Consider the following 23399-nt stretch of genomic DNA (forward strand, 5'->3'; position numbering starts at 1 on the left):
TCGCCGTGGCGCTTATTGGTGAGTTTGATAATGGCTGGCGGCGTAGGCGAAGTAACCGCGCTGGCGCATCAGTTCGCGACGCAAGTCAGGATGCGGCGTAAAACGATCGCGTCCATGTAGCCAGAACAGATTGTTAATCAGCAGGAATTTGCCGACCGGTACTGGTACGGAGAGGATGTTTTGACTGGTTTCCAGCGCGTCTGAAAGCTCGCTGAGCCAGACGCCTTCTTCAAAGTCTTTTGGCTGGACGAACTGGTCGATATAACGCATGACCGGGCGGCCTTGTTGGTCGACATCAAACACCGGGTGCCAGACGTCATGGCTAACATTTTTGCTTGGCGGTGCCGCCCAGCGCATGACGCGACGCGCCAGCGGATGGGTAAAAAACGACTCCAGATGTTCCCAGTCATCAAGGTGCAGCAGCAGCGAATTACCGCCTTCCATATTCTGTTCGTCGATTTTCATCATCAGCACGTAGTCGGTCACCTCCTCAACATAGGTGCCGTCATTGTGTAGTTCCATTACGCGGTGGGGCTGGCGCAGATAACTGTCGGAGTTGTCGACGTTTTTGACCACGAAACGCGCGTAATACTGGCCGCTCATCGCATCGTAGTTGGAGCGACCAATAAGATGCGCCACCGCCGTCGCCAGTTTGACCATCTCTTCTGCCTGTGCGACATCATCGATCCCTTCGGCGCTGATCAACAGCGCGCCTTGCGCACGGTTGAGGAGCGTTTTGATCAACAGCGGTTGTAGCTGATTGCCGCACAGATCGTCGAGGATCTTGCCGATTTTAAAACGTAAGAAAGATTTGTATTCCAGCGCCTGCACCGGCCACTGCGCAACCTGGTGGAGAAATTGTCTTGTGGTATCCGCCGTAAACGTTAACGCCAGCAGGCGCGGCGACTGCGCCGAAGGGGCAAGAGTGAAACCAGTATGGCGTTGGGCTAAATCATCTGTGTTCGCTTTTACGGCAGTCAGTGCATTCATCAGAATCATTCCTCTCGGTAAGATGGTCAGGGAGACATGGCGATGCTCATTTCGTAGCCATAAATTAAAAATATCGACATTTTCCAGGAACGCGTATGAAATAACTGCTTTTGTTTAATTATTGTGATCAAAAGCAACAAATATTTAACAATGCGAAGGGTGAGGTTAACGGCGCCACGAGCCTGACAACGGCAAGAAGGGGGGTAAAATGAGCGAGTTATGGGGAGAGTGATGCTGGCGGGGTTGCCCGGCCTGGCACATGAGCGCGTAGGCCGGACAAGTACAACGTATTTCAGCAGTCAATTAACCGGCGTCAACCTGCGGTTTACGGCTGTGTTTACGGATCAGACGTAACACTGGCGGTACGACAATGACCATGATCGCCATGATCAGCAGGGCTTTGGCAACGCCGCTTTGCCACAAAATCGCCATATTGCCGTTACTGATGGAGAGTGCGCGACGCAGGTTCTGCTCCAGCATTTCCCCCAGTACGAATCCCAGGATCAGCGGCGACATGGGGAAGTGCATTTTACGTAAAATGTACCCTAACACGCCGAGCGCGACCATCAGCACCAGATCGAAGGTGGTGCTGTGTACCGCATACACCCCTACCGCCGATACGGCAGCGATGGCGGGTACCAGGAACCACAGCGGAATGGTGAGCATACGGGTGAACAGACCGATCAACGGGATATTCATGATCAGCAGCATCACGTTCGCAATCAGCAGCGCAGCGATGAGTCCCCAGACGATATCCGGCTGTTCGGTGAACATCGCCGGGCCTGGCGTGATGTTGTACAGCGTCAGCGCCCCCATCATCACTGCCGTAGTGCCGGAACCGGGAACGCCCAGCGTCAGCATCGGGATGAAGGAGCCGCAGGCAGAGGCGTTGTTTGCCGCCTCCGGCGCCGCGACGCCGCGAATATCCCCTTTGCCGAAGCTATCGCTGTTGCCGCTGAGTTTTTTCTCGGTCATATAGGTAATGGCGCTGGCGATGGTCGCCCCGGCGCCGGGCAATACGCCGACAAAAAAGCCGATTACCGAAGAACGCAGGGTGGTGCCGATACACTGCGCGCCTTCTTTCAGGTTGAATAACATTCGACCCGTTTTGCGGACCATTGTTTGCCCGCTGCTGGTATGTTCCAGCATTAAAAGTATTTCTGATACCGAGAACAGGCCGATCACCACGACGATAAACTGTACGCCGTCGGAAAGATGAACGCTGTCAAAGGTAAAGCGATAAACCCCGGTGTTGGCGTCCACGCCGACGGTCGCAAGGCCAAGACCGATCAGCGCTGCCAGAAATGATTTAAGCGGGTTTTGCGCCATCATACTGCCAAGACAGGCGATGGCAAAAACCATTAAGGCGAAATATTCCGCCGGCCCAAAGGCCAGCGACCATTGCGCCAGTAAAGGGGCGAACAGAATGATGCCGCCGATAGCGATTAATGAACCGAAAAATGAGCTGACTGCGGAAATCGACAGCGCTACGCCGCCTTTCCCTTGCTGCGCCATCGGGTAACCGTCCAGCGCCGTCATGATCGCCGCCGCATCGCCGGGGACGTTGAGCAATATGGAGGAGATCCTGCCGCCATACTCACAGCCAATGTACACCGTCGCCAGCAGAATTAGCGCCGACTCCGCAGGCAGATGCAACGCAAAGGCCAGCGGCAGTAAGATTGCCACGCCGTTGATCGGTCCCAGGCCCGGCAGCAGACCGACGATCGTGCCCACGAAGCAGCCAATCAACGCGATAACCAGGTTTTCCGGCGTCATCGCCACCGCAAAGCCCTGAGAAAGATATATCCAGGTATCCATCGTTACTCCGTTAACTCAGCCAGGCGCCGAGAGGTAAGGTGACATCAAGCAGCCGGTCAAAGGCATACCACAGCAGAATGCCCAATACCGCGCCGGAGATACCCGCCGCCGGAATCGTGGCGCCGAACAGCATCCCGATAACCATGGTGAGAAGCGCGGTGGCGATGGGAAAACCCAGCCATTCGAATCCCCAGGCATACATCAACAGGATGATGATCATGGTAATTAGCTTTTGCAGCACATGGCGGCGCGGCCAGCTAACCGTGTCGGGATGGCGCAATAACAGCGCCAGCGCGCAGAGCGCCATCAGGCCGATAATCCCCAGCGGAAAAGGGCGGGGGCCGACGGGTTCATAGCTGTATTCGCTTTGGATCTGCCAGGCGATGAATAGCCCGGCAATACAGAGCAACAGCCAGATACCCGCAAAGATACGATCGCTCATCATTGCCTCCGCGATTATTTCGCGAGTCCGAAGGCTTTCGCCTGTTCACGGTAATCAGTAACCTGTTTTTTCACGTAGTCATCGAGCTGCTGGCCGGTCATGTCGAACTCAAACAGACCGCGCAGATCGCGCTGCTTTTTAAACTCGTCGGTTTGCTGGAGCTTCTTGAAGGTATCCACCCACCACTGGTAATCGGCATCGCTGACTTTGGGCCCGACGTAGAAGCCGCGAATAATCGGCCACACCAGGTCGTAGCCCTGTTCTTTAGCGGTAGGGATATTGGCAAGCTGGCCCGGCAGACGATTTTCTGAAAAGACGGCAAGGACGCGGATTTTGTCGCCGCCCAGATAAGGCACCATTTCACTGAGATCGCCGGAGACAACCTGAACATGGTTGCCCATTAATGCCGTCACCGGCTCGCCGCCGCCCTCAAAGGCAACATAGCGCATCTTGTGCGGGTCGACGTTCGCCTTTTGCGCCAGCAACGCCGACTTCATCCAGTCCTGGCTGCCAATAGAGGCGCCAGCGCCAATGACCACGCTGTTGGGATCTTTTTCCATCGCCGTCATCAGATCTTTCAGCGTTTTCCACGGGGAATCCGCACGCACGGCGATCATGCCGTAATCAGTGCCCACGCTTGCCAGCCAGCGCACATCATCCACGCCGTAGCGACCAAATTTCCCCTGTGACAGGTTGAGCAGCGAACCGCCGGAAAAGGCGACCACAGTCCCGGGTTCGCCAGGGCGTTGGGCGACTATCGCGTTATAGGCTACAGCGCCGACGCCGCCGGGCATATACGTTACCCGCATGGGTTTCTCGATAGCGCCAGTCTCCAGCAAACTCACCTGAATCAGCTTACAGGTGAGGTCGAAACCGCCGCCAGGTTTGGCTGGCGCGATACATTCCGTTCGCGACGGCGCCTCCTGCGCCAGAACAGAGGTACTCATTAATAAAATGCTTGCAGTAAGGGTACGAAGTAATTGTTTTTTCATTTTTTATCCTCACGCCGGACGTCCGGATTTTTCAGGTTCGGAAGAAGATTTTTGTGATTATGTGAGCCGACATGTAGCAGTTCGGTTGCGTGATTGTTAAAACAATAACCTTTCAATTCCCTTTCAATGCGGCAGAAACTTTACAGGATGTGATATGCGTCTCTTATTGGCGGAAGATAACCGTGAGCTGGCTCACTGGCTGGAGAAAGCGCTGGTGCAAAACGGCTTTGCCGTGGACTGCGTATTTGACGGCCTGGCGGCTGACCATCTTCTGCACAGTGAAATGTACGCGCTGGCGGTGCTGGATATCAATATGCCGGGAATGGATGGACTGGAGGTGGTGCAACGGCTGCGTAAACGCGGTCAGACCTTGCCCGTTTTGCTGCTCACGGCGCGAAGCGCGGTGGCGGATCGTGTAAAAGGTCTCAACGTCGGCGCCGATGACTATCTGCCGAAACCCTTTGAACTGGAAGAGCTGGATGCCCGTTTACGGGCCTTGCTCCGACGCAGCGCTGGGCAGGTTCATGAAGTTCAGCAACTGGGTGAATTGATCTTTCATGATGAAGGGTATTTTCTGTTACAGGGACAGCCGTTAGCGCTGACGCCGCGTGAGCAGGCGCTCTTAACCGTATTGATGTACCGACGAACGCGGCCGGTCTCGCGTCAGCAGCTTTTTGAACAGGTGTTCAGCCTGAACGATGAGGTAAGCCCTGAAAGCATCGAACTTTATATTCATCGACTGCGTAAAAAACTCCAGGGAAGCGATGTACGAATTACGACGCTGCGCGGCCTGGGTTATGTGCTGGAGCGCGGCGATGAAGTGGGTTAAGCCGCAATCGTTGTACCTGCAACTCTTGCTGTTCCTGGGGTTGCCGCTGATTCTGCTATGGGGGCTGTCGGCGTTTAACAGTTATGTCAATGCGCTACAGGCCGCCACTCAGGCTTATGATCGTACGTTGCTCTCCTCGGCGCGAACGGTATCGGAACGGCTGGTGGTGCGCAATAAGCATCTGGAAGTTAACGTGCCCTGGGTGGTGCTGGATAGCTTCGAGCTTAATATGAATGATCGACTCTATTACAAAGTCGTCGACCCTTCCGGGAAGGTCATTTCCGGTTATGACGATCTGCCTGCCATGCCGCCCGCTACGCCCCGTACCCGGCTTTATCCGGCGCTGGCGTGGTTCTATCATACCGAGTATCGCGGCGAGGCGATCCGCGTGGCGCGTTTGCTACAGCCGGTCAACGAAGGCGGCATTATCGGCATGGCGGAGATTTATGTCGCAGAGACGCTGCAGTCCCGTCGTTATCTGGCGGGCCAACTGCTGTTCTCTTCCTGGATCTCACAGGGGCTGCTGGTGTTGCTGACCCTGGTGCTGGTTGGCTGGTTATTACGCCGGATCCTGCGCCCTATGCGTCAACTTTCGTCATTAATGGTACGCCGCGAACCGGGTCTGCTAACGCCGCTGCCGGAACTGCTGCCGTGGTCGGAAACACGCTTGTTAATCGTGGCGTTTAATCGCTACATTGACAGGCTCCGCGGCATCCTTTCCCGGCAGGAACGCTTTAGCGCCGATGCTTCTCACCAGTTAAAAACGCCGCTGGCGGTGTTAAAAACGCAGGCGGCGGTGGCGTTAGCCAGCCAGCACCCTCATCACTGGTACGAAAGTCTGCAGGCGATGAGCGTAACGCTGGATAGCACCATTCAGCTCACGGAAAGATTGTTGCAACTTTCTGCGGTAAAGCATAAAGAGCAGGGCGAGCGGCGTTTTTCCCCGGTGAATCTGTACGATATCGTACAGAGCGGCTGTTTTACCCGCCTGGCGCAGGCGCGGAGTAAACATATCGACCTGGGCTACGAAGGCGAACAGGAAGCGATGTGGATCGAGGGGGATGAGGTACTGCTTAGCGAGCTGTGCGGAAACTTGCTGGATAATGCGCTGAAATACACGCCTGAGCAAGGCATCGTCACCGCGCGGCTTGAACGGGATAGTGATGCCGTGACGCTGGTTGTCGAAGATAGCGGCCCCGGCATTGATGATGAACATATCCATCTGGCGCTACAGCCGTTCCACCGGCTCGATAACGTAGGAAATGTGGCCGGGGCGGGCATCGGTCTGGCTTTGGTCAATGATATCGCACGCCTGCACCGTACTCATCCCCATTTTTCCCGTAGCGAAGCGTTGGGAGGGTTATACGTTCGGATACGCTTTTTAAGCCTTGTTCCGCAGTAATGCGCACAAATGTGTCAGCGGTAAAGCACGTTTACAAAAAGTCGCATCTTGAGGTGTGACGTTTTAATCAAATGATCATACATTCCCCCTACAAACCGTAGCGTTAATTAAAAATATAGTGGGTGCAGGGGCATGAATAATCATACTAAACGACGGGGAATAGCATTAACCGTCTTTCTTGTCGGGGTTAACATCCTGGCCTGGATTTGGGCGTTCTGTGTTTTTCATCACCATGCCGTCATGCTAAGCGCAGCCATACTGGCGTATAGCTTTGGGCTGCGTCATGCGGTTGATGCCGATCATATTGCGGCCATCGATACTGTCACCCGTAAACTGATGCAGCAGGGTAAAACGCCTTTAGGCGTGGGGGCGTTTTTTTCATTGGGTCATTCGACCATTGTCGTTCTGGCATGTCTGGCGATTGTTGTGACGTCGATGGCATTTCGCGATCGTATTGATGTTTTGCATCAATATGGTTCGTTGATCGGTACGGCTGTTTCCGCTTTTTTTCTGCTGGCGATGGCCCTGCTTAACCTGTTTATTTTGTTCAACGTCTGGCGGCAATTTCGCTCGGTTACCCGCGGTGAGTCAGTGAGGGCGCATGACGAGGCGATACCTGGCGGGCTGATGACGCGTATATTTCAGCGTACGTTTCGTTTGGTCACTTCCAGTTGGCATATGTATTTTGTCGGTTTTCTGTTTGGTCTGGGATTTGATACCGCAACCGAGGTTGGGTTGCTGGGCATTTCCGCTTCAGCAGCCAACCAGGGGCTATCTCTCTGGTCGATGATGATTTTTCCTGTGCTGTTTACCGCCGGGATGGCGCTGGTGGATTCCCTGGATAACTTTGTCATGGTCGGCGCTTACGGTTGGGCTTTCTCGCATCCATTACGTAAGCTTTATTATAATATGACCATTACCGCCGCATCCGTCATTGTCGCGCTGGCGATTGGCGGGCTTGAGGCGCTGGGGTTGATTGATGATGCGTTACAGTTAAGCGGAACATTTTGGCAGACCGTAAGCACGCTTAACGATCATATGGGGAATGTGGGCTTCTGGGTAGTGGGCGCTTTCGTGCTATTCTGGCTGCTCTCGTTGTTGAATTATCGCTGGCGCGGCTATGATAAAATCACCCTCAATACCTGATTGATTTCTGTAAAAATAGCATTTCGGCAGTGGTGTCATATCATTGCCGAAGCATTTTATCTCCTGAGAGTATATTCTTCCCGGTAAGTGCGTTATTTTTCATGCTTGCCTTTCGTTATCAATTTAAGCAATCCGATATAACATACAATACCAAAAATAATAATAACAGTTGTATACCCAAGAATCAGCCAGTCTGCATGTGTCATAATATAATCCAGTTATCAGGTATCCCGTGTTAAGGCGATCTTTAAGCCTGTTGTCAGCAAGAACCACTGTACCCGTTCAGTGCTGTTGGCAATAACGTATTGTTTATGCACAAGAGCGTTGTTACAAATAACGTATACATTGAGCATAGACCTCACCTACATTTTTGTAATGCCATAAAGTAAGGCTACACCTTTAATCTACTGACGGTATGCCAGGCCAGAAGAGATAAAAGGGTAGTTGTCATCATCATCTGTTCTTGACGCCAGGTTAATGACACACACATATGAAAATGTATAACCGCTGCACGCTTTTTAGAACGTTATCTGTAACATACCGTGTTAATCAATTCCATAAAACCGAGTATAGTGTAAGTGAATTTCGAGTAATTGTCATTATGATTATATGGTGGTTAACTTATTTTTTAAATTCTGATTAAATTTCGTTTTTTATCAGTTCATCAGGATTTATGAAAAACCCGGGCGTAAAAACATATTTACGTCCAGGCTTTCTTCTTAGCAAATCGATTTTCCGGTAAAATAGGGGGTCGACCACATGCGCTTATATTCCCATTCAGGCCTTAGTATTCCGATGGAAAAAAGCAATTTTTTTTGTCTTTCCTGGCAGTAATGTCTGGCACGGTTAATATTTAGCCACATTAGTATGCTGCCGGGACTGAGTGGCCTGAACTCATTTTTAATTGCACCATTAGATACGTCAAAGTAGACGTTCATCTGGCTTTCAGATTTCAATACGATATCAAATGCACAGGGTATCCCTTCAATATAAAGAATATGCCCAAACAGAAGGTGATGCAGTTGACTAAAAAAGGTGGCAAGGTTATCAGCGGGATAGCAAGATAACGTATTGCCGAAACGAGACTGAAATAACTCGATAAAAATATGAGTCAGTTCATCAGAAGAACAATCAGCAACGCTTTTTACACTACCGCCTTTTTTAAGAAATTGCTGATATTCATTACGGCGTCTTTTTTCAAACTTAGAAGAGAACGTTTCTTTGACCAGACAATTTTGTTTTTTTCTGGTGAGTTTCCATATGGCATTGCGTATTTGTGGCTGATGCAACGCCGAAAGCCGGTTAGTACGATCGGGTAAGAAGCAGCGTAAATCTGGTGCCATCGGAATAAGTATCTCATCTGACGATAGCGGGAAGGTTCTGCGCGTCAGGATGCCAATATTCTGATCATTACAGATAAAGTAGGCGCCTTTAATCTTATCATCTTCTTTATAGTGGAAGAATTTAAAATGCCAGTTATGGCGCTTCATAAAATAATCCACAATATCTGGGTGCATATTGATACTACCGCCGTATTGCGTAAACACCTCCCGGTATAGGGCAAAGGAAGACGGCTGCCAGCGGGTTAATATACGCTTAACTTCTTGTATTTTCACCAAAACTCCTGACTTAGCTTACTGAAAATTCTATTTTGTATTATTTTTTTGCTCAACCAAATAAAAATGTGACAAATGTTTAGCTTGTATTTAATGGTTAACATGCTAATCGATGACGTTATGGTGAAGGGAATAAGATTAAGATGTTGATCATAGCATGAGTGAAAGCGACGGTTTAATGCCGCGCTTTTCACTCGCAAGCCATTCTGTATTTAACCATCCAGTAGCGATACAGATTTCAAAGAGATCCGCTGAACGGTAGCAGGATCTGCACATCCGCGTATGAAATAGTTCTACCGGGAGAGGCTGTTAACCTCTTGTATTATTGTATCCAGAATATGATAGCGTTTCCGATACTCTGCGCGTTTTTTGCTGGGGATACTTTCAGGCGCTTTACGCATCACCTGTGATGGCAGATGATATAAGGCACCTTTCTTAACGCCGTTTAGCGACTCCCAGAATTCACTATAGCTGGCCACAAAAGTTTTTTTCTTCTGGAATAAGTACCGGAGTTGACGATAAACATGGTTGTTTTCACTTACCGCATAAATCTCGTCGACATTACAGGCCAGCATCAATGTCGCAAATGCTTCATACAGCATCCGTTTAGGAAAGAGACCGTAACAATCTTTGGTGGCGTTACGTATGACTTGTGGGCCGACATGTTTACTGGGCCCTTGTAACCCGGCAACCAGCGCTATTTGCTTCCCTTCATGGCGGATAAAGGAAAATGATAAACGTGCCAACGGCGTATCATTGAAGCACAGCGTTAATGTCAGTTCACCTTCCCTGTCATAGCCACAGGGACCGCAGTAGATATCCACCAGAGCGCCGTTTTTTCCTTCCAGGTGAGCGAGCAAGATTTGTTCCTCGGACAGGAGGATCTTTTTAATTTTATTTTCCGGAAAGGACTGAACGAACTGGTAGTGTTCCAGAATAGCTTTTGCCCGGCAACGTATGCTAAGCCCGGTATACAAATAGGGCCGCTGGATTTTTGCCGGCAACAGTGGACGATGAATGATCAGCGTTCTGGGCTGAGACAGATGGCATAATTCATTGAAGTATTTAATTGTCGTTACAGGGTTAATAAGGCAACGTAATACAAATTTATAGCGAAACTTACGCTCTCCCCAGCGTTTATGGCGATAAGGCGTCTGCGCCATGACTTCTTTTAACATTAATAATGGATTATATCTTTCCATATCACTTTGCTGCATCGTCATACTACGTCCCTACTACTCGATAGACTTATAACCGAGACGGTAGCCTGATTGAGTTAAACGTAAAGGCAACGAAGAAGACCTGTACAGACGACGTTGTTAAACAGTTTATCAATGGCAGAAATAAAACGCCTGAACGCGCTTTTTAATAGGTTTTCTGCTAATGAGTGAGATGAGTCCTGAACGTAGTATTAAAACGAATGCCGTGTTTATTATTTTAAATAATGTTTATACTCTAAATAATTCGAGTTGCAGGAAGGCGGCAAGCGAGCGAATCCCCAGGAGCTTACTAAAGTAAGTGACTGGGGTGAGGGAACGCAGCCGCAGCACATGCAACTTGAAGTATGACGAGTATAAGCCAATATATTTATTTGGCTGGTATTGTGTAAGTCAGACAGCAAAGCGTCGTGATGCGTGATTATGTAACCAGACGCAAAGGGGGTATTCACCTTATCTCTAAATGCAAATCTATATGATAAATTTTATCATGTACTATGTTGCTATCTCTGGGAGAAAATATTATGCAGCGTTCACTCGATAGTCTGGCTGGTATGGCTACATCTGCTTTTGGCGCGGGGACTTCTGCTGCTATGCGGCAAGCCACCTCTCCCAAAACCATTCTGGAATATATCATTAACTTTTTTACCTGTGGTGGGGTGCGTCGGAAAAATGAAGCACAGTATCAGGAATTGATAGACACTATGGCTGATACATTGAAAAGTTCAATGTCTGACAGAGGTGCTCCGTTGCCAGAAAACATTATACTGGAGGATATGGGCGGGTTTCGTGTCGAATTTAATCTTCCTGGTGAGAATAACGAAGCTGAACAAGTTATTGTACGGGTCAGTAAAGGCGACCATTCTGAGACGAGAGAAATTCCGCTTGTCTCTTTTGAAAAAATATGTCGAGTTTTACTATTCAGATACGAATTTTCTCTCCCTCAGGATTCTGTAATGTTAACTGCCCAGGGAGGCATGAATCTTAAAGGCGCTGTCCTTACCGGAGCAAATCTGACGGCAGAAAATTTATGTGGCGCAGACTTAAGCGGCGCAGATTTAGATGGGGCAGTACTGTTCATGGCGGATTGTGACGGTGCAAATCTTAAGGGGGCAAATCTATCGGGAGCATCATTAGGCGACAGTAATTTAATGAACGCCTGTCTGGAAGATACTATTATGTGTGGCGCTACCCTCGATCGCGCTAATCTTACCGGCGCCAATTTACAACACGCAAGTCTGTTAGGCTGTAGCATGGTAGAATGTCTTTGTTCCGGTGCAAATATGGAGCATGCTAATATTTCAGGCGCAACCCTTATACGCGCCGATATGAGCGGTGCGACATTACAGGGTGCTACTATAATGGCTGCTGATATGGAAGGCGCTATCTTAACCCGGGCAAACCTGCGAAAGGCGAGTTTCATTTCTACGAACCTGGACGGGGCTGATTTGGCTGAGGCTAATTTAAACAATACCTGTTTTAAAGATTGTACACTAACCCATTTACGTACCGAAGACGCCAGAATGTCTACAAGTACACAAACACTCTTTAACGAATTTTATAGTGAAAATATTTAGCCTTTTTGACGTAAATCTGAAATAAAAGCAATGTAAGAATAACTATCTGCTACTGAATAGTAGCTGAGAGTAAATTATTTACAGTATCTTTTATTATTACAGGAGTATGCGACGGTAAAAATATCTGAACAACCATTTCTATTTTCTCAAGTAGAACTTCCAACTAAAGCGAATTGTTTGAAAAGGAAAACGTTATGCCTGGATGTATAAGTGCCTGTTCATGCGTTGCCAGTCCGACGCCTCCCGATCCTAAGGCCCCCTCTAAGCCTAAGTGGATAGAGTTAAAAGGTTATTGTGTTACATGTACTAGTCAGGAGGATATTCGTCCACCTAAGGAGGGTGAACCAAAGCAAAAAATGACACCCAGCGAGTTAGTGCTGTTACGAGGTCTTTTAAAAGACCTGGGGGTAACACAACATCCCTGGCAAGACCCGACAGTAAAATCTACTAACTGTGGGTTGCCATATTTTCCAGTAGTTCCTGGAGAACGAGAAACCGATGTTTGATGGTTTTCTGTCTGCAAAGCGCCTGATAAATATTACCAGGCGCTTTGTATTTTGGCGCCAACATCACTTTCATCGTCATATATCGAATGATTACAATCGTATCCGATCCCACCATTACCCAGACGGAAAGTCGCTGGCAAACTGTAAGAACGGCTCGCCGTCGGCAGGGAAGCGGCGGTGAACCCTGAACCGCGCTATACCATCTTACCTGGTTGTTTATTGTCATTAACGCTTTGAAAAATAATTAATTTCCTCTATTCCTGTTTTGTAAAACCTTCGTTCAGTAGGCGCATTCTGCCCCCCTTCCCGGATTTACTGGCAAAGTGGAGCCCGGACAGAGAGTCATATTGCAAAATCCCGTTTCCGTTTACTTATTACCAGATTTTTGCGGTCGAAAGATTGCCTTTCTTTTAATTGAATGATAATTATTATCATTGGCATATGCTAATAATTACTATATAGCCGTAACCTGGCAAGGATGTGAGCTTGAGGGCAACAGCGCTACTTTAGACATTATTTAGGGAATGGGTATGAGAGTTAAGAAGTTCATCTGGTTAATAACCGTGGTTTCTACAGGGATTAATAGTCCATTATCAGCAGCAGAATCTACAGACGACAACGGCGAAACGATGGTGGTTGAATCCACCGCCGAGCAAGTATTAAAGCAACAGCCGGGCGTTTCGATTATTACTCGTGACGATATTCAAAAGAATCCTCCCGTTAACGATCTTGCCGATATTATTCGTAAGATGCCTGGGGTTAATCTTACCGGCAATAGCGCCTCGGGGACGCGCGGAAATAACCGACAAATTGATATTCGTGGTATGGGGCCGGAAAATACCTTAGTGCTGATTGACGGCGTGCCGGTGACGTCGCGAAATTCGGTTCGCTATAGCTGGCGCGGAGAACGCGACACCCGTGGCGATACGAACTGGGTGCCGCCGGAGATGGTAGAACGTATTGAAGTGATCCGTGGGCCCGCCGCCGCGCGCTATGGCTCCGGTGCCGCAGGCGGGGTGGTGAATATCATCACCAAACGCCCCACTAATGACTGGCACGGCTCGCTGTCGCTCTATACCAACCAGCCGGAAAGCAGCAAAGAAGGTGACACCCGGCGGGGTAACTTTAGCCTTAGCGGCCCGTTGGCTGGTGATACGTTGACGATGCGCCTGTACGGTAATCTCAACAGAACCGATGCCGACAGCTGGGATATTAACTCCTCCGCCGGGACCAAAAATGCCGCCGGACGGGAGGGGGTCACCAATAAAGATATTAATAGCGTCTTCTCATGGAAAATGACCCCGCAGCAAATCCTTGATTTTGAAGCGGGATATAGTCGGCAGGGGAATATCTATGCTGGCGATACGCAAAACAGTACTTCAAACGCGGTTACCAAAAGTCTGGCGCAGTCCGGGCGGGAGACCAATCGCCTGTACCGGCAGAATTACGGTCTAACTCATAACGGCATCTGGGACTGGGGGCAAAGCCGCCTGGGGTTCTACTATGAAAAAACCGATAATACCCGCATGAATGAGGGGCTCTCCGGCGGCGGCGAGGGGCGTATTACCAACGACCAGACGTTCACCACTAACCGCCTGACCTCGTATCGCACCAGCGGCGAGGTGAATGTCCCGGTGATATGGCTATTTGAGCAAACGCTCACCGTCGGCGCGGAGTGGAACCGCGATGAGCTGAACGATCCTTCCTCTACCAGTCTGACGGTTAAGGATAGCAATATCGCCGGGATTTCCGGTTCGGCGGCTAACCGTAGCAGCAAAAATAAATCGGCAATCAGTGCGCTGTACGTTGAAGATAATATCGAACCCATGGCCGGTACCAATATTATTCCGGGCCTGCGTTTTGACTATTTGAGCGAATCCGGGAGTAATTTTAGTCCCAGTCTTAACCTTTCCCAGGAGTTAGGTGAATACGTCAAGGTGAAAGCCGGTATTGCCCGGGCCTTTAAGGCACCGAACTTGTATCAAACCAGTGAGGGGTATTTACTCTATTCGAAAGGCAACGGTTGTCCAAAAGATATTACGTCGGGCGGCTGTTACCTGGTCGGTAATAAGAACCTCGATCCTGAAATTAGCATCAATAAAGAGATCGGGCTGGAATTTACCGTAGACGATTACCACGCAAGCGTCACGTATTTCCGTAACGATTATCAGAATAAGATTGTCGCAGGTGATAAGATTATTGGCAGAAGCGCATCTGGCGCTTATGTATTGCAGTGGCAGAACGGCGGTAAGGCGCTGATTGAAGGTATTGAAGCCAGCATGGCTGTTCCGCTGATGCCGGACCGTCTGAACTGGAATACCAATGCGACTTATATGATCGCTTCTGAGCAAAAAGATACCGGCAATCCCTTATCGATAATCCCGAAATATACGGTGAATACCTTCCTCGACTGGACTATCACCAGCGCGCTCTCCGCTAATGTCAACTGGACGTTATACGGCAAGCAAAAACCGCGAACACATGCGGAGTCGCGTAGTGAAGAGACCAAAGGATTGTCCGGGAAAGCGCTGGGGGCTTACTCACTGGTCGGCGCTAACGTTAATTACGATATCAACAAGAACCTGCGTCTTAATGTCGGTATCAGCAATATCTTCGATAAACAGATCTATCGCTCCGCCGAAGGGGCAAATACCTATAACGAACCGGGTCGGGCTTATTATGCCGGTGTGACGGCCTCGTTTTGATGGATTATGCCCGCCGCTGGCGGGCATATTCTGGCGGCGGGTTAATGGCAGCGTGGTTTTTGGCTTGCCGGTTCGCGACTGATATCCAGCAATGCACTGCGAAAAGAGGCGTTAAACATGGGCCCGTGGCCCAGGCCCGGGTAATGCTGCAGGGCCGCGTTAACGCCGTTGTTCTCAAGCGTTCTCACGGTCTCCTGAACTTTTTGCAGGAGCTCGGCCATCTGGCGTTGCCTGCTATCCCCATTCGACGCTGAACCTTCCATTATGATGAGTTTTTTATGGCAGAACGGCGACGACTTCACTGTCGTAAGGCGATTCAACAGGGCAAAGTTATCCCTGCTGAGTGACGGGCTGGCGCTGTAATAGATATGAAAGAAGGATGACGACAGCCAGGAGTCCAAAACGAACAGGCCGCCATAAGAATGTCCCCATACCCCGCGCCGTTCGGGGTTGATGGTTATTCCTTGTTCCACCTGCGGCGCGATATGTCTCTCCAGTAGCTGGCGGAACGCTGGCCCGCCGCCGGTTTTACGATGAAAACGCGGGTTATTTTCACTGCCTTCGCGATCGATTCCCGGCGCCGGCGTATAGTCATAAGCTCTGCCGTTAAGATCAAACGGCAGGTTAGTCTGATAGCCAATCGCCACAATCACCGGCGGCGAGTGGTCTGCCAGCTGTTTGAGCAGCGTCTCCGGCAGTCTGTCCATCACTGCGTTGCCGTCCAGCATATATAAGACAGGATAACCCGACGGCGGGGCGGCTTTATTGGGGATAGCGGTCCATACCCGGTAATGTCTTGCGCCATCGGCAGATTGAAAGTCATTGACCCTAAAATGGTAATATCCCGAACCTTTATCAGCAATATTCGGTCCTAATGGCTGCATATCCGGCTGCGCATAACTCAGCGCGCTAAAACAAAAACTCACTAAAAATAGCACCATGCGATAGCACTTGTTGTGGTACTGGCGACCATACATCGGATGTGATTCCTTTTTGGCAGGTGAAGTTTTATCGGGGCAGTAGACGTAATCCGTCAATCAGCGCGCCGCGCCACCAGGCATAATCGTGACCGCCGGTGTACACGCTGCAATGGCTTTCAACGCCGGCGGCGCGCAATTTTTCATGCAACTGTTTGACCTGCGGGACCGTCGAACCTTCCAGCGATCCCACGCACAGATGCGTACGTACGGCTGGCGAGGGCGCGGATAACACATGTTCGCTGACCCATGAGCGCTCTTCTGCGCTGAAATGGTTCGGGCGGTTGCGGTTGTCCGGCGTCCACCACATTGAGGGGGAGTGGCTCAGTACCAGGCCAAAGCTCTCTGGCGCGTGGCGGGCCGCCATCAGCGCGGTCACGCCGCCGAGGCTTTGCCCAGCCAGCACCGTTTGTGTACGGTCCGCCCACTGTCGTTCCGGGTATTTGGCGCGAAGGGCTGGCAGCAGGCGTTCGGCAATGTCGAGCACCAGCTCGCGGCGACCACCGAGGATTGCGACGCGTTCACCCGCGTTGATGTTATCAACGCCGAGTACGGCCACCGGCGCGATGCGTCCGCTGCGGATGGCGGCGTCAATGGCGGCGCTTACCCCAAGATGGTCGAACCAGATCTCGCCATCCGTGAGTACCAGTAAGCCCAGCGGTTGTACGACAGGAGCGTCAGGAAGATACAGCCGCACACGGCGACGTTGTCCGGCAAGCCGATGTTCTGAGGTGAAAAGCTGCCCGGCGTAAGCGCGACAGCCTGACCACTCCTCCTGTGCCGGGGCATGATCCAACGCCAGAACAGACTCCTGCGTATTACCCCGAACATTTATTCCCGGCGTGCTGTTCAGCGGGTCCGCCCTCCCGACAAGGGAGGCGAAACGGCTTCCAAGCTGCAACACCGTCTCGTCCGGGGTTTTCGGTGGTATTTCGACCATCGTATAGGAACCGCAGTAGGACGCCGGTAAGCGAAGCGTCAGATGCCAGATATCCGTTGTGGGCAGTTGCGTCATCATACCTTTCGCCACGTTATCTTTATCGGTGACACGGTTCAGGCGAACATAAACCCCCCGCAGAGGAGAGGCGGCACGCCACAGGAAGGTGACTTCCCGTTCATCGTCTGCGCCGTTAATGGCTGTCACCAGCGGCAGCGCGAGCGAGTTTACTTCTCGCCAGAAGTGAGAAGCGTCAACCTGTCTTCCGGCGGCGAGTTGGCGGCGAAGGCGCGTAGCGGTCTGTATAGCGACAGGAGCGACGGGCGGGCTCAGTCTCATTCTTTGTATTCCATCTCGTTTATATTTCGGTCAGTATCAATAGCTAAAGCGGCTGTTACAGGAACAGCCGCTTGCGGGCTTTCTTTTGCGTAAATCGTGGCGATAAAAACTATCCTACGACCTCTCCTTGCGTATCGCGTGTCTGGCCGACGCTGGCCCGCCACAGACGAGCATACAGGCCATGAGCCGCTATCAACTGCTCATGGCTGCCATATTCAGCGATACATCCTTTATCGATTACGACAATAACATCGCAGCGGCGGGCGGTGGTCAGCCGGTGCGCGACGATAAGCGCGATGCGTTTCTCGGTATGCGTCACTCCGGTAAGCGAGGTTATTAAGCGCTCCTCGGCGCTGCGGTCGATACGCGCTGTCGCCTCGTCGAGCAGCAGAATGTGCGCCTGCGCCAGTTGGGCGCGGGCGAGGGCAATCAACTGACGCTGGCCCGCGGACAGATCCGTGCCGCCGTTATTGACCGGAGTACGAAACCCCAGCGGCAGATGTTGCACAGTTTCAAAGAGTCCCGCCTGTCGCGCCGCGATCTCCACCTCCGTGTCGCTGCTGTCTGGCCGCGAATAGCGGATATTTTCGGCAATATCGCCGCTAAATAATGCGACATCCTGGGTGACCAGCCCCGTCTGGCGACGATAATCACTAAGCGACGCGGCATCAATTAGGCGCTCACCGACACGGATTTGCCCGCTGCCGGGAGAGTAGAGCCCGGCCAGCAGCTTGATCAGCGTCGATTTGCCGGCGCCGCTACGTCCGACCACCGCGACTACCGTTCCTGGCGGAATGGTGAGCGAGAGATTATCAAGCACAGGTTGCGTTTTTTCGGGATAGCGGAATGTCAATGCCTCCAGACGTAGCGCGCCGCCAGTGCCAGGCGTTATGGAGGACGGTTCAATATTCTCCGTTTCCTCAGTCGCCAATAGCGCATTGATATGTTTGCCGCTGGCGGTCGCCTGCTGCCAGGAATCGACAATGCCTGACAACTGCTGTACCGGGCCATAAAATTGTCCCAATAGCAGGAAGAACGCCGCCAGTATCCCGGGCGTCATTTCGCCTTCGGCGACCCGGGTCGCTCCGATTAAAAGCACGGCGGCATAGGCAGCCTCGGTGCAGAAGGTCAGGAACGGAAAATAGACAGCAAGGTATTTTTGCGCCCGCACGCGGGTGGCGCGGAAGTTGTCTGATAACGCCCGTAGCCTGGCGGCTTCCTGCTTCTGTTGGCCGTGTGACTGCACTACCCGCATACCGGAGACCTTTTCCTGAAGCGTACTGTTCACCTTACCAATTTCCAGCCGTGCCTGGGCGTAAGCAGGCGAGCTCAAACGGCGGTAAATCCACGTCGCCAGTATCACTACAGGTACGGCGCTTAATGCCGTTAACGCAAGAATGGGGTCAAGCCAGAACATTGCCGCGGCGATAGCGACCATCGTCACGATGCTGGTGGCCGCGCTGGCAAGACCGTTTTGCAGAAATCGGGCGAGTGAATCAACGTCGACGGTCATGCGAGTAAGACGCGAGTCGATGTGCTTCTCGTGCCAGGGAAGACTCAGGCGTAGCAGGTGGCTGAAGCTGCGTAAGCGTACCGTATGCTGTACCGACTCTGCCGCGCGGGCGGCGAAGATCGTTTGCAGCGCATAGCAGCACCAACCGATCGCTACCAGACACAGCGCGAGCAGGGCGCATATGCCAATAGTCGACATATCCCCTGCGGCAACGCCTGAGTCAATACCGCGCTGCAAAAGCACCAGCACGCCAACGCCTGCGGCGGAATCAAGCGCGATAAGCAGGGCGGCGATGACGAACATCCAGGCTACTGGCGTCAGCAGCGATGAGACTTGACGCCCGTGGCCTGCCAGCGCCATCTGTACGGCGCGTTCCGGAACGCGCGTCATCCGGTCGACAAAACCTTTTCGGGCGGGTGTCTGGCGCTCATGCGCGTCGTCGGATTTTACCGCCTGCGTTGTTGGCCATAGCGTACGTTGTTCCGCCGGGGCGAGGGCGAGAAAATCACCCTCGCCGCTCATCAGCGAGCGAAACGTCGGACATCTTGCATCCAGCTCCGCCTGGGTACCGATATCCACGACGCGGCCTTTATCCAGCACGACGATCCGATCGGCTAACTGCAGTGTTGAACGGCGGCGTGCAATCACCAGCAGCATATGCTCATTATCGGCATAACGACCAAGAGCCGTATTAATTTCCGCTTCAGTACCGGCATCGACCGCCGAGGTGGTGTCATCGAGAATCAGCAGTTCCGGCGCGGTAATCAGTGCCCGGGCTAGCGCAATACGCTGGCGTTGGCCGCCGGAGAGGTTGCTTCCGCGTTCGGCCAGTCGGGTGTTGAACCCCTGCGGTAGCGCATTGATGAACCCGCTGGCGCCTGCGGCATCGGCGGCGCGTCGAATGTCGTCCTGAGTCGCTTGCGGGTGCCCATAGGCGATGTTTTCCGCCACCGTACCGGCAAACAGAAACGCGTCTTCAAACACTACGCCAACGCGACGACGAAGCGCCGTCAGTTTCAGGTCGCGAATATTCTGTTGACCCGCAGTGGTGTTGAGCCACACCCCGCCGGAGGTGGGATCGTAAAAGCGCGCCAGCAACATCAGCAATGTTGATTTTCCGGAGCCGGATGCGCCAACCACCGCCACGGTTTCACCGGCGTGAATGGAAAACGAGATCTCATTGAGGATACGGTTACCGTTGTCGTAGTGGAAACTCATCTTCTCCACGTCCAGCCCGATAATCTGGCCCTCAACCGACTCAGTACCGTCTTCCATGCGAGAACGCGTGTCGATAAGCGCGAAGACGCGCTCTACCGACGCCTGTGTGCGCTGTGCGATAACCAAAAACGATGCCAGTACGCGGGTAGGGCCGGTCAGCATAGCGAGAAAACTCGCGAACGCAACGAAGGTTCCCAGATCGATGCGCCCGTTCATTACCGACCAGCCGCCATAGCACAGCAGGACGATTTGCCCTATCACCGGTAGCGCCAGCATGGTTGCGCCCGGCATCGCCTGCGAGATAGCGGCGCCGATGCGTACCCGCACCATCTGCCGCGACTGACCATCGAGCCAACGCGTTTCGCGTAACTCCGCCACGCAGGACTTCACCACTGAGATCTGTTCCAATACTTCGCGCATATGCTCCGTCATGTGCGCCAGCCGGTCTGAGGCAAGCCCCGTTTGCGCGAAAACACGGCGACGGGCGCGCAGGGCGGTAATAGCAAGGGCGGCCAGTACGCAAATCACGATAAGCGTCATGGATGGCGACATCCATAGCATCACCGCGATACCGGCCACATAGTAAGTGAGCACCGCCAGCGGCACCGGGCACATCTGTAGCAAGGTGTGTACCTGTTGAAGATCGCTGTTGGTACGCGAAATGACCTGCCCGGTACGCAAGGCGTCCTGGCCTGCGCCGTCCAGTTTTTGAATACTGTCGAACGCACGGCTACGTAACGTATGCTGAACCCACAACGAGAGTTCTCCGGCATAGCCGCGGCGCACGTAATTCCCGATAAAATCAAAAAGGGCAATTAACAGCAGGCCGCAGGCAAGTAACGGCAGGTGGGTCGTATCGCCTGCTATCGCGTCATTGACGGCCTGACGCGTTATTAGCGGCGTCAGCGCAGCCAGTAAAATGGTCGATACTGATGCTACGATGACAATGATGCTCAGTGTTTTACGTTCCCAACACACGCGGGCAAGGCGAACTATCCAGGCACGAGCGGGCATGGGGGAATGAGTCGCGGGCATTAAGCCTCCTTATCGGTGAAAGATGAGATATGGCGACACACGCTGGGTTCAGCCGCCATATTGTCATTGCGCTGCCGCGGTTAGCCGTGTTGCAGCATGGCGATCAGTTTTTTTGCCACCTCGGTCGGGCAAGGCTGGGCCGCCATTTCCGCCGCGACCTCCTGCGACGCCTCGCGAAGCGCGCGATTACCGAGGAAGGTATTGATCATGCTGCTCGTAAGCCCGCTCTTACCGGGAATAATGCCGCATCCGCGCTCGACCACGGCGCGGGCATTGACGGGTCTGTCGGCACCCTGGCCAAAGACTATCTGCGGAATGCCGGCATGCAGCGCCGTCAGGGTGTTGCCTGCGCCGCCATGGTGGATAAAACCGTCGGCGCCGTTAAGGAAAACGCCCATCGGAAGCCAGTCGACCAGACGGACATTCGGCGGCAGTGAACGTAAATCCGAGCGGGCGTTTGCCGGAAGATGCAGGATGATTTCGGCATCTACTTCGCCGGCAGAATCCATTACCCAGGAAATCAGATCCAGGCCATCCACCATCGGTTTGACGGTGCCGAGGCTGACCAGAAGACGCTTGCGATCAGGTGTACGTTCCCACCATTCTTCCCAGACGGCGCCGCCGTTATACGGGACGTATTGCATGGAGATAACCGGCTCTCCGTCATTTTGCAGTATGCTCATGCTGGGCGGTGTGACGTCTATCCACGCCAGATCTCTTGGTGGCGCGCTGACCCCATGGCGGCGGTAGGCGTCAGAAAGTGATTTCGTCACGCCTTTGATGTGCCAGGGCGTATGACCGAAGCCGACGGTTTGCATCACTACCGGAATGTCATACTTAGCGGCAATCAGTGGTCCAACGACCCCAAGGGGAGGGTAGACGATGAGATCTGGTCGCCACTGCCCGGCGAACGCGACCAGCGGGTCAGTCATCTCTTCGCTGAAGAATGAGAAGTTCCCCATTTTTGTTCCAATGTTATTTTCTTTTCGTAATGCCTCCTGACGGCGATAACCCGCTTCCGAATCGAAACCAGGCGCAGCGTCAAATACCACCAACCCAGCTTCTGCTGCTTTCTGTGCAAATTTTCCACCGCTTGCAATCAGCACTTCATGGCCATTAACACGAAACGCTTGCGCCAGGGACAGCACAGGGTATAGCAGTCCATACAGTGGTGGACCGACAAACAGAATACGCATGAGAAATCCTCTCTCTCCACGTCATAAATCGAACAAGTCGTTAATGAGAATGATAATAATTACCAATATCATTTAGAAAATGCAATAACTAATATGACACTTGATCATGTGATGATTTTTTGCGTAAAAATCGGGAAAGAGGAGAACGTTAAGCGGTGAAGTTTGGTTTCAGGCTTATTTACGCGCGTATGGTCGCGAAGGCAAAGCGTCAGGATTGGGGAACTGGATTCGCATACCAGACGCCCGTGGATTATTAATGATAACTTCGCAAATAACCTTTCAGACAATGAGGTAAACGTACCGACAGCAAGGTAACGGGAAACGTAGGGAGTAGTATTGATAACACGTTGCGGGGCAATTTAACGGTGTCCGGCGGCAGATCGTGTCTGTGTGGACTTTCCGTGCAGTGATGTGACGGACGCCTCTTCCTAAAGTAGTCAGTGCCATACTTTTAATGACTACATTAATCCTGGCGTTAAATCCTTTAATTTGGTGGACGTAAAGTGGACATAGACAACAAAAAGGGGCTACGTTTTCACGTTGCCCCTTGTTTTATTTGCTGGCGTCCTTGTAATTGGTGGGGGAGGTGGTTGAGTTTGTTGGGGATTTTTATTTTTTGCGCGAAGGCGCAAAAGAGTGGCGATGGTGTTGATATGGAAGGGGTTTTGTATATTTTTTGATTTTTAAGTTGATTATTGAGAGGCGGGGTTTTGCGTGTTGACTAACTGTCCTGAATGGCAGTTAAAGTGTTGTCGCTTCCTTTTAGTCCGTCTTGTGGCAAGGCCAAGAGAGGACGTTTCACAACTCTACTTAGATAGCTAAAATTAGGACACATTTATAGGTCAATAGTTTTTAGGTTGAGATAGATAAGATAGATAAGTTGTATCTTGTTAAATTATGATTTTCTTAAGGATTTGTTGAAGTCATATTGGTTACGGGGTATG

16 protein-coding genes are annotated in these 23399 nt (G+C 51.9%); 6 read left to right on the forward strand and 10 right to left on the reverse strand.

The window, feature by feature from the left end; all coding sequences use genetic code 11:
- Nucleotides 1-12: 12 nt before the first annotated feature.
- The 4 genes from glaH to NBA72_RS05230 form a co-directional block, all read right to left on the reverse strand.
- Nucleotides 13-990 carry a glutarate dioxygenase GlaH gene (gene glaH, locus NBA72_RS05215; protein ID WP_000993100.1) on the reverse strand — a complete coding sequence of 326 codons (978 nt, stop codon included), beginning with the start codon at nucleotides 988-990 and terminating at the stop codon, nucleotides 13-15.
- A gap of 303 nt (nucleotides 991-1293) precedes the next feature.
- Nucleotides 1294-2808, reverse strand: coding sequence for a tripartite tricarboxylate transporter permease (locus NBA72_RS05220; RefSeq protein WP_000382034.1), 1515 nt, complete (start codon nucleotides 2806-2808; stop codon nucleotides 1294-1296).
- Between the two features lie 10 nt (nucleotides 2809-2818).
- Entirely contained in the window at nucleotides 2819-3253 is a 435-nt protein-coding gene (locus NBA72_RS05225; protein ID WP_001574835.1) for a tripartite tricarboxylate transporter TctB family protein, read from the reverse strand.
- Nucleotides 3254-3264: 11 nt separating this feature from the next.
- Complete coding sequence (locus tag NBA72_RS05230) at nucleotides 3265-4242, reverse strand: Bug family tripartite tricarboxylate transporter substrate binding protein (protein WP_000744413.1); 978 nt, start codon at nucleotides 4240-4242, stop codon at nucleotides 3265-3267.
- A 154-nt stretch (nucleotides 4243-4396) separates the two neighbouring features.
- On the opposite strand from NBA72_RS05230, the gene tctD reads away from it, so the two are divergent.
- The 3 genes from tctD to NBA72_RS05245 all read left to right on the forward strand — a co-directional run bounded on the left by tctD (nucleotide 4397) and on the right by NBA72_RS05245 (nucleotide 7619).
- Complete coding sequence (gene tctD / locus NBA72_RS05235) at nucleotides 4397-5071, forward strand: transcriptional regulator TctD (RefSeq protein ID WP_001237934.1); 675 nt, start codon at nucleotides 4397-4399, stop codon at nucleotides 5069-5071.
- Entirely contained in the window at nucleotides 5058-6473 is a 1416-nt protein-coding gene (locus NBA72_RS05240) for a sensor histidine kinase (RefSeq protein ID WP_042948901.1), read from the forward strand. Before tctD ends, NBA72_RS05240 begins: the two co-directional genes overlap by 14 nt.
- A 132-nt stretch (nucleotides 6474-6605) precedes the next feature.
- On the forward strand, nucleotides 6606-7619 hold the full coding sequence (locus NBA72_RS05245; protein ID WP_001059351.1) for a HoxN/HupN/NixA family nickel/cobalt transporter: 1014 nt from the start codon (nucleotides 6606-6608) through the stop codon (nucleotides 7617-7619).
- Between the two features lie 719 nt (nucleotides 7620-8338).
- On the opposite strand, the gene NBA72_RS05250 is transcribed toward NBA72_RS05245, so the two are convergent.
- Both NBA72_RS05250 and NBA72_RS05255 read right to left on the reverse strand, forming a co-directional pair.
- Nucleotides 8339-9235: an antimicrobial resistance protein Mig-14 gene (locus tag NBA72_RS05250; protein ID WP_000701504.1), complete on the reverse strand. Its 897-nt coding sequence runs from the start codon at nucleotides 9233-9235 to the stop codon at nucleotides 8339-8341.
- 293 nt (nucleotides 9236-9528) lie between these two features.
- The gene (locus NBA72_RS05255; protein ID WP_000178739.1) at nucleotides 9529-10458 is read right to left on the reverse strand and encodes a VirK family antimicrobial peptide resistance protein; all 930 of its coding nucleotides are present in this window, start codon (nucleotides 10456-10458) and stop codon (nucleotides 9529-9531) included.
- A gap of 518 nt (nucleotides 10459-10976) precedes the next feature.
- Between NBA72_RS05255 and pipB2 the strand changes: the two genes are divergently transcribed.
- From pipB2 to NBA72_RS05270, 3 genes are all read left to right on the forward strand, one after another.
- A complete protein-coding gene (gene pipB2, locus NBA72_RS05260) occupies nucleotides 10977-12029 on the forward strand; it encodes a type III secretion system effector PipB2 (RefSeq protein WP_001189821.1) in 1053 nt (350 codons plus the stop codon).
- A 173-nt stretch (nucleotides 12030-12202) separates the two neighbouring features.
- Complete coding sequence (locus NBA72_RS05265; protein WP_077905218.1) at nucleotides 12203-12535, forward strand: hypothetical protein; 333 nt, start codon at nucleotides 12203-12205, stop codon at nucleotides 12533-12535.
- A gap of 530 nt (nucleotides 12536-13065) precedes the next feature.
- The gene (locus NBA72_RS05270) at nucleotides 13066-15240 is read left to right on the forward strand and encodes a TonB-dependent siderophore receptor (RefSeq protein WP_272695839.1); all 2175 of its coding nucleotides are present in this window, start codon (nucleotides 13066-13068) and stop codon (nucleotides 15238-15240) included.
- A 41-nt stretch (nucleotides 15241-15281) separates the two neighbouring features.
- Here the strand turns inward: NBA72_RS05270 and NBA72_RS05275 are convergent, their stop codons facing one another.
- From NBA72_RS05275 to iroB, 4 genes are all read right to left on the reverse strand, one after another.
- Nucleotides 15282-16217 carry an alpha/beta hydrolase gene (locus tag NBA72_RS05275; protein ID WP_042948904.1) on the reverse strand — a complete coding sequence of 312 codons (936 nt, stop codon included), beginning with the start codon at nucleotides 16215-16217 and terminating at the stop codon, nucleotides 15282-15284.
- Nucleotides 16218-16248: 31 nt separating this feature from the next.
- Nucleotides 16249-17493 carry an esterase family protein gene (locus NBA72_RS05280; protein WP_042948906.1) on the reverse strand — a complete coding sequence of 415 codons (1245 nt, stop codon included), beginning with the start codon at nucleotides 17491-17493 and terminating at the stop codon, nucleotides 16249-16251.
- Between the two features lie 109 nt (nucleotides 17494-17602).
- On the reverse strand, nucleotides 17603-21259 hold the full coding sequence (iroC, locus tag NBA72_RS05285; RefSeq protein ID WP_042948907.1) for a salmochelin/enterobactin export ABC transporter IroC: 3657 nt from the start codon (nucleotides 21257-21259) through the stop codon (nucleotides 17603-17605).
- A gap of 80 nt (nucleotides 21260-21339) precedes the next feature.
- A complete protein-coding gene (gene iroB / locus NBA72_RS05290; RefSeq protein ID WP_023216370.1) occupies nucleotides 21340-22455 on the reverse strand; it encodes a salmochelin biosynthesis C-glycosyltransferase IroB in 1116 nt (371 codons plus the stop codon).
- Nucleotides 22456-23399 lie beyond the last annotated feature (944 nt).

The sequence above is a fragment of the Salmonella sp. NW1250 genome (assembly GCF_051812965.1).
GTDB lineage: Bacteria > Pseudomonadota > Gammaproteobacteria > Enterobacterales > Enterobacteriaceae > Salmonella > Salmonella enterica.

Bases quoted from the DNA above. Each gene is read 5' to 3' on its own strand.
- NBA72_RS05230 (WP_000744413.1), bottom strand. From the start codon at position 4,242: ATGAAAAAACAATTACTTCGTACCCTTACTGCAAGCATTTTATTAATG.
- tctD (WP_001237934.1), top strand. From the start codon at position 4,397: ATGCGTCTCTTATTGGCGGAAGATAACCGTGAGCTGGCTCACTGGCTG.
- NBA72_RS05245 (WP_001059351.1), top strand. From the start codon at position 6,606: ATGAATAATCATACTAAACGACGGGGAATAGCATTAACCGTCTTTCTT.
- pipB2 (WP_001189821.1), top strand. From the start codon at position 10,977: ATGCAGCGTTCACTCGATAGTCTGGCTGGTATGGCTACATCTGCTTTT.
- iroC (WP_042948907.1), bottom strand. From the start codon at position 21,259: ATGCCCGCGACTCATTCCCCCATGCCCGCTCGTGCCTGGATAGTTCGC.
- NBA72_RS05280 (WP_042948906.1), bottom strand. From the start codon at position 17,493: ATGAGACTGAGCCCGCCCGTCGCTCCTGTCGCTATACAGACCGCTACG.
- NBA72_RS05275 (WP_042948904.1), bottom strand. From the start codon at position 16,217: ATGTATGGTCGCCAGTACCACAACAAGTGCTATCGCATGGTGCTATTT.
- NBA72_RS05255 (WP_000178739.1), bottom strand. From the start codon at position 10,458: ATGACGATGCAGCAAAGTGATATGGAAAGATATAATCCATTATTAATG.
- iroB (WP_023216370.1), bottom strand. From the start codon at position 22,455: ATGCGTATTCTGTTTGTCGGTCCACCACTGTATGGACTGCTATACCCT.
- NBA72_RS05220 (WP_000382034.1), bottom strand. From the start codon at position 2,808: ATGGATACCTGGATATATCTTTCTCAGGGCTTTGCGGTGGCGATGACG.
- NBA72_RS05240 (WP_042948901.1), top strand. From the start codon at position 5,058: ATGAAGTGGGTTAAGCCGCAATCGTTGTACCTGCAACTCTTGCTGTTC.
- NBA72_RS05270 (WP_272695839.1), top strand. From the start codon at position 13,066: ATGAGAGTTAAGAAGTTCATCTGGTTAATAACCGTGGTTTCTACAGGG.
- glaH (WP_000993100.1), bottom strand. From the start codon at position 990: ATGAATGCACTGACTGCCGTAAAAGCGAACACAGATGATTTAGCCCAA.
- NBA72_RS05225 (WP_001574835.1), bottom strand. From the start codon at position 3,253: ATGATGAGCGATCGTATCTTTGCGGGTATCTGGCTGTTGCTCTGTATT.